The sequence below is a fragment of the Variovorax sp. 01T439_2 genome, assembly GCF_056398445.1.
This window is the reverse complement of sequence record NZ_JBFTPJ010000320.1, coordinates 1-5830: the sequence shown is the minus strand read 5'-3', so window position 1 is coordinate 5830 and position 5830 is coordinate 1. Positions and strand designations below refer to the sequence as shown.

The following is a 5830-nucleotide window of genomic DNA, read 5'->3' as shown; positions in this document are numbered from 1 at the left end:
GTGGCTATCACCGCCTCGGCATTGCGGGCCGCGGCATGCGCGTAGCCGGACACCAGCAACCCCGCGTGCACCGTCGACGCGAGGCCGAGCATGGACGCCTCCGCCAGCATCCTTGCGCGCGCGGCCGGCGCGTGCACGGCGGGGGAAGCGCTGCGGCCGCTGCGCATGGACGCGTCGCTCACCATGGATCGGCCCTGCCGATGCGGCCCAGGTGGGTGGCAGCGAAGCCCGCCGCGTACTTGAGCCCGTAGCCCAGCGCACGGTCGACGCCGATGTGGGCCAGCCAGATCAGGCTGCCGGCCACCGCCCAGGGCATGGCCGCGAGTACGCCGAGCGCCAGCAGCAGCACCGGGCCGACGTACGAGTGCGCGGCGTTGTAGAGCGCCGCGCCCGTGCGCGGGCCCGCGAGGTAGCCCAGCAGCGACAGATCGGGCACGAGCAGCCAGAGCGCGAACACGCCCCAACCCGCGCCGAACTGCGCGTAGGCGGCGAGCGCCGCGCCCAGCACCACGGCGCCTTCGAGCCGCAGCAGCGCGCGCACGCCGCCCGCCGCGGCCACGGCCTGCTCGGGGGATGCCGCGGAACCGGCTTCGGCGGGCCGAAGGTATCGCCCCCTGGCAGGGAGATGGCGAAGCGACACGAAGTGCGCGAAGCCCGGGGGCGAGCCAAGCCTAGCCATGATGGCGCCAGCGGCGTCCGCCGCGATCCATGAAGTCACGCACCTTCTGCTGCTGCGCGGCGTTCAGGCTGTCGAAGAAATCGGCGGCGGCGGCGATGATTTCCGGGCTGCCGTTGCGCACGGCCGAGGTCTTCTCGTCGACGAGCCGCGTGGCGGCCGCCTGGTCGAGCTTGTTGCCCGCGAACAGCGCCTTGAACTGCGAACGCGGATCGCCCGCCCCGCCCGCGCCGCGCATGGCTTCGCGCTGCGCCTGCAGCTTCTCGGCCAGCACCGTGAGCTTCTGCTTCTGCGAGGCGTCGAGCTCCAGCTTGCTGCCGACGCGTTCGACCATCCTGGTGCGGAACTCGGCGGAATCGCCGCTGCCCCAGCCGTGCCGATGGCCGGCGCAGCCGGCAATGCTGCCCGCCACCACCGCAAGGCCGGCGAAACCGAAGAGAGTGCGTTTGATCCAGTGTTTCATGATGTTCCTTGCGGCCCGCGGAGTGCCCTGCGGGCGTGGGTCTTAGAGCCTGTTGCTGTTGCCGGCGGCTGCGGCACGTGCATCGACGGGGTTCTGCAGGGTCGAGACGACCTTGCTGTTCACGCGCGAACCCGAGGTCACGTTCTGGTCGGGTGCGGCGGCGGTGCGCATGGCTTCGAAGACGACGCCTGCGCGGTCTCTGGAAACGGCCATGGTCTCGGCGCCGCGCGAGCCGCGCACAACGTTCTGGTCCGGTGCGGAAGCCGTGCGAGCGGCTTCGGCGTTGACTTCGGCGCGGCTCTTGGCCGAGGCGAGCGGCTGGACGCCTTCGTAGGATTCGGCCTTGGCACCGGCTGCAGCGAGCAGCGCGAAGGAGCCGATGGCAACGACTTGGGTCAGGGAGAGGGATTTCATGGTCAGGCCTTTCTGTAGTGGAAGAGGAGACCTGATGGTGCTTGCGACGCGTCTGCAAGTCCTTTCGCCGCAGTTTCGGCGTGTTTCGTTTTATTTCGACTCCGCCCTGCCTCTGAGCGGATTGAAATAGTAAGAACTAATTTCCGGCCAGCACCGACGCCGGATCGTCCGACTCGAGCACGCCCTTGGCCCATTCCTCGAGCTTGCCGGTGTCCGCGCGCAGCACCTCCTGCTTGACGGCGAGGATGCGCGACGGATGCATCGAGAAGCTGCGCAGTCCGAGGCCGAGCAAGAGGCGCGTGAAGGCCACGTCGCCCGCCATCTCGCCGCACACGGCCACGCTCTTGCCCTGGCGGCGGCATTCGGCAATGGTGTCGGCCACCAGCCGGAGCACTGCGGGATGGGCCGGGTCGTAGAGGTGGGCCACGGCCTCGTCGGCGCGGTCGATGGCCAGCGTGTACTGGATCAGGTCGTTGGTGCCGATCGACAGGAAGTCGAAGTACTTCAGGAAGGTCTTGAGCGTGAGCGCGGCGGCGGGAATCTCGATCATCGCGCCGAGCTTCACCTTGCCGTACACGGCGCCGCGGCTGTCGAGCTCCGAGCGCGCGAAGTCGATCAGCGACAGCGTCTGGCGGATCTCGCTGACGTGCGCGAGCATGGGAATCAGCAGGTGGATCTCGCCGTGCGCCGCCGCGCGCAGGATCGCGCGCAGCTGCGTGAGGAACATCGCCGGGTCGGCCAGGCTCCAGCGGATGGCGCGCAGGCCGAGCGCGGGATTCAGGTGCTCCTGCTTGCTGACGGCCTTGCCGTCGAGCGGCTTGTCGGCGCCCACGTCGATGGTGCGGATGGTGACCGGCATGCCCTGCATGCCTTCGACCGCGCGCTTGTAGGCCTGGTATTGCTCTTCCTCGTCGGGCAGGCGGGTCTGGTGCTGCGACTCGCGGCCCATGAAGAGGAACTCGCTGCGGAACAGCCCGACGCCCACTGCGCCGGCCTTGACGGCACCCACGGTGTCCTCGGGCATCTCGATGTTGGCGAGCAACTCGACGCGCTGGCCGTCGAGCGTCACCGCGGGCTTGTGGCGCAGGCGTGCGAGCCGGCCGCGCTCCAGGTCGCCCTGGCGCTGCTTGAAGCCGTACTCGGCCAGGATGATCGGCGAGGGATCGACGATCACCACGCCGGCATCGCCGTCGATGATCACCCAGTCGTCCTGGCGCACCAGCTGGCTCGCGGTGCGCGCGCCCACCACGGCCGGAATGTCCATGCTGCGCGCGACGATCGCGGTGTGCGAGGTGCGCCCGCCCACGTCGGTCACGAAGCCGGCGAACACGCTCTTCTTGAACTGGAGCATGTCGGCCGGCGACAGGTCATGCGCGATCAGCACCAGCGGCGCGTCGATGCCGTCGCCGGCGGTGGGGTCGTCGTCTTCCTCGGCCGCGGGGCGCTTGCGGCGCGGCGGGCTCGGCGCCAGCACCGCGGCCGTGCCCTTCATGCGGTGCAGCAGCCGCTCGACCACCTGCTCGAGGTCGGCCTTGCGCTCGCGCAGGTACTCGTCCTCCATCTCGTCGAACTGGCGCGCGATGATTTCGAGCTGCGTGGTCAGCGCCCACTCGGCGTTGTAGAGCCGGTCGGTGATCCAGTGCTTGACGCCGCCGGTGAGCGCCTCGTCCTGCAGCAGCATCTGGTGCACCTCGAGCAGCGCGGCGAGCTCGTGCGGCGCATCGTTGGGGCCCATCAGCGCGACGCTGGCCTGCAGCTTGGCAAGCTCGTCGGCCACCGCATTGCGGGCCATGCGCACCCGGTCGATCTCGGTCTCCACTTCCTCGGGCTTGATGAAGTAGTGGGCCACGTCGATGCGGCTGGACACCACCAGCACCGCGCGGCCAATGGCAATGCCACGGGCGACGGGGAGGCCGTGGACTGCGAAGGTCATGGGGGCTCCCTTACTCGCCTTCGCCGAACTTGTCGTTCATCAGCTGGACGAGGGCATCCATCGCCTCTTCTTCCTGCGGGCCGTTGGTCTCGAGTTCGACGGTCGAGCCGAGCCCGGCGGCCAGCATCATGACGCCCATGATGCTCTTGGCATTGATGCGGCGGTCGCCGCGCGAGAGCCACACCTCGCAGGGAAAGCTGCCTGCGATCTTGGTGAGCTTGGCCGATGCGCGCGCATGGAGGCCCAGCTTATTGCTGATGGTCACGGATTTCTTGATCACTGTGCTTTCTCTTCGCCTGGTTCTGGGGTGCCGCCACCGCCACCTGCATGACGCCCGCGGTGCCGCCCGCGATGGCGCGCTGCACCAGCGTCTCGAGCGGCTCGTGGCGGTAGGTCACCGCGCGCAGCAGCATCGGCAGGTTGACGCCCGCCACCAGCCGCGAGCGGACGCCGTCCACCAGCTTCTGCGCCACGTTGCAGGGCGTCGCGCCGAACACGTCGGCCAGCACCAGCACCTGCGAGCGCGGTGCATTGAGCTGCTGCTCGAGCGTGATGCGGGCTGCCGCCAGCGTTTCTTCGGGCGACACGTTGGGCAGCACGTCGAGTGCGACGATGGCCTGTTCGCAATCGGGGAACACATGCAGCGCGCACCGCCGCAGCGCCTGCGCGAACGGTGAGTGGGCGATGATGAGGATGCTGTTCATGCGGGTCGGGGGACTACGCACCGATTATGCGGGGGCGCCCAAAGGAAGTAGACATACGACATAACGCAGCAGGCGAGGAAAACGGACAGCGCCGCACGGAATGACGCCGCCTGGTCGAGCCCGGCGCTGGCGAACAGGTCGATCAGCAGGCCGATGCCCCACTGCACGACAAATACGCCTGCAAAGACCACCAGGTTGTAGGCCGACAGCGCGCGACCCGCGAGCGCAGTCGGCAAGGCCAGGGCGACGGCGGGCTGGGCCAGCGTGACAACGGTGGAAACGCACAGGAAGACCACCCAGGCCATCGTCCCCGCCGCCGGGCCAGCTATCAAAACCAGAGCAAGCACGAGCATCCCGAGCGGCATGCCCCAGGCCAGCAGCCGGGCGGCGGGAATGCCGCGGTGCGCGAGCCGCGGATTGACCATGCCCCAGAGCCCATAGGTGGCGAGCAGCGCGATGCTGATCCAGAACAGCGCGCCGGCGGCCTCCTGGGGCGTGTAGCCCGCCACGCGCGTGAGCCATGGCACGACCCAGAGCGTCTGCATCGCGACGAAGCCGCCGTAGTTGAAGAAGCCGATCGGCGCGAGCTTGCGGAAGAAGGGATCGCGCCACACGGCCGCATAGCTGCCTCCGCCCTGGTTCTTTTCCCGGGTGGCGGCGCCGTCATGCCATGCCGGCGCGGCCCATGCGATCAGCACCATCGACACGAGCGCGCCCGCCGCCAGCAGCCAGAACAGCGGCCGCCAGCCGAGGTAGGGCATGAGCCACTGCACCGGCAAGGTCGCGCCGACCAGGCCGAAGGAGCCCACCATCAGCATCCACGAATTGCTGCGCAGCTGCATGGGCGGCGTCAGCCAGCGCCGGTAGCCGGTGAGCGGCGCCATCAGGCAGGCGCTCACGCCGACGCCGGTGAGCACGCGCGCCGCCAGCAGCAGCCAGAAATGCGTGGCCACCGAAAACAGAAGGCAGCCGGCCACCGCGGCAGACAGGARGCAGACGATCACGCGCTTGGGCCCATGGCGGTCGAGCCAGGTGCCCATGGGCAGCTGCGTGAACGCGAAACCCAGGAAATAGCCGCCCGCGAGCAATCCAAGGTCGCGCGACTCGAGTCCGAACTCGGCGGTGAGCGCGGGCGACAGCGTGGCCGTGATGGCGCGCACCAGCGTCGAAAGGAAATAGGCGAAGGCAAAGGCCAGGAAGACGGTGGCGATGCGCCGCCGTCCGGCAAGCAGGCCGCCGCTCATGGGAGACGCAGGCCCTCGAAGAAGGTGGTCGCCRCCTCGGGCGCGGAGGGGCGGCCGAGCACGGTGGCCTGATAGAGCGCGACACCGCCGTTCTTCTTCGACTGGGCGAACCAGAGCACCTGGACCGGCGCGGCGCCCTTTTGCGGCGGCTGGGCATCGAGCCGCACCGGCGCGGGCGCCGCGATCGCGCGTTTCAGTACGGCAGGGGCTTCGGTCATCTGCGCCTCGCCCAACTGGCTGCGGGTGGCAGCGCGCCACGCCCGGAGCCAGGCCTCGGCCTGCGCCGGGCTCTCGGCCGAGGCATGGGCCACCGCGAAGGTCGCACCGCCGGTCTCGCAGCCCGCCATGTCGACCTGCACCGACTCGGCGCCGAGCGGCAAGGCGCGGTCGGCGCGG

General features: G+C 69.5%; 8 protein-coding genes and 1 pseudogene. All 9 read right to left on the bottom strand.

Annotated elements, in window-relative coordinates:
- Positions 1 to 287 (bottom strand): annotated as a pseudogene (locus tag AC1DOC_RS16390) (hypothetical protein); the annotation flags it as partial.
- Positions 179 to 559 (bottom strand): DUF4260 domain-containing protein, encoded by a 381-nt coding sequence (locus AC1DOC_RS16385; RefSeq protein ID WP_278878811.1) that lies wholly within the window; start codon positions 557 to 559, stop codon positions 179 to 181. The gene AC1DOC_RS16385 and the pseudogene AC1DOC_RS16390, both read right to left, overlap by 109 nt.
- A gap of 112 nt (positions 560 to 671) precedes the next feature.
- Entirely contained in the window at positions 672 to 1139 is a 468-nt protein-coding gene (locus AC1DOC_RS16380) for a Spy/CpxP family protein refolding chaperone (protein ID WP_015867652.1), read from the bottom strand.
- 42 nt (positions 1140 to 1181) lie between these two features.
- Positions 1182 to 1553, bottom strand: a complete 372-nt coding sequence (locus AC1DOC_RS16375; RefSeq protein WP_015867653.1) for a hypothetical protein — start codon at positions 1551 to 1553, stop codon at positions 1182 to 1184.
- Between the two features lie 136 nt (positions 1554 to 1689).
- Positions 1690 to 3486 (bottom strand): phosphoenolpyruvate--protein phosphotransferase, encoded by a 1797-nt coding sequence (ptsP, locus tag AC1DOC_RS16370; protein WP_015867654.1) that lies wholly within the window; start codon positions 3484 to 3486, stop codon positions 1690 to 1692.
- A gap of 10 nt (positions 3487 to 3496) precedes the next feature.
- On the bottom strand, positions 3497 to 3766 hold the full coding sequence (locus AC1DOC_RS16365) for an HPr family phosphocarrier protein (RefSeq protein ID WP_015867655.1): 270 nt from the start codon (positions 3764 to 3766) through the stop codon (positions 3497 to 3499).
- Positions 3735 to 4190 (bottom strand): PTS sugar transporter subunit IIA, encoded by a 456-nt coding sequence (locus AC1DOC_RS16360; RefSeq protein WP_015867656.1) that lies wholly within the window; start codon positions 4188 to 4190, stop codon positions 3735 to 3737. The genes AC1DOC_RS16365 and AC1DOC_RS16360 overlap by 32 nt, the downstream gene beginning before the upstream one ends.
- Positions 4187 to 5434 (bottom strand): MFS transporter, encoded by a 1248-nt coding sequence (locus AC1DOC_RS16355; RefSeq protein ID WP_478130092.1) that lies wholly within the window; start codon positions 5432 to 5434, stop codon positions 4187 to 4189. The genes AC1DOC_RS16360 and AC1DOC_RS16355 overlap by 4 nt, the downstream gene beginning before the upstream one ends.
- The coding region (locus AC1DOC_RS16350) for a hypothetical protein (protein WP_478130091.1) at positions 5431 to 5830 on the bottom strand (400 nt) is incomplete at its 5' end. The genes AC1DOC_RS16355 and AC1DOC_RS16350, both read right to left, overlap by 4 nt.

What these genes read in the sequence shown, in the direction of transcription:
- AC1DOC_RS16380 (WP_015867652.1), bottom strand. Translation starts at nt 1,139, where the DNA reads ATGAAACACTGGATCAAACGCACTCTCTTCGGTTTCGCCGGCCTTGCG.
- AC1DOC_RS16375 (WP_015867653.1), bottom strand. Translation starts at nt 1,553, where the DNA reads ATGAAATCCCTCTCCCTGACCCAAGTCGTTGCCATCGGCTCCTTCGCG.
- ptsP (WP_015867654.1), bottom strand. Translation starts at nt 3,486, where the DNA reads ATGACCTTCGCAGTCCACGGCCTCCCCGTCGCCCGTGGCATTGCCATT.
- AC1DOC_RS16360 (WP_015867656.1), bottom strand. Translation starts at nt 4,190, where the DNA reads ATGAACAGCATCCTCATCATCGCCCACTCACCGTTCGCGCAGGCGCTG.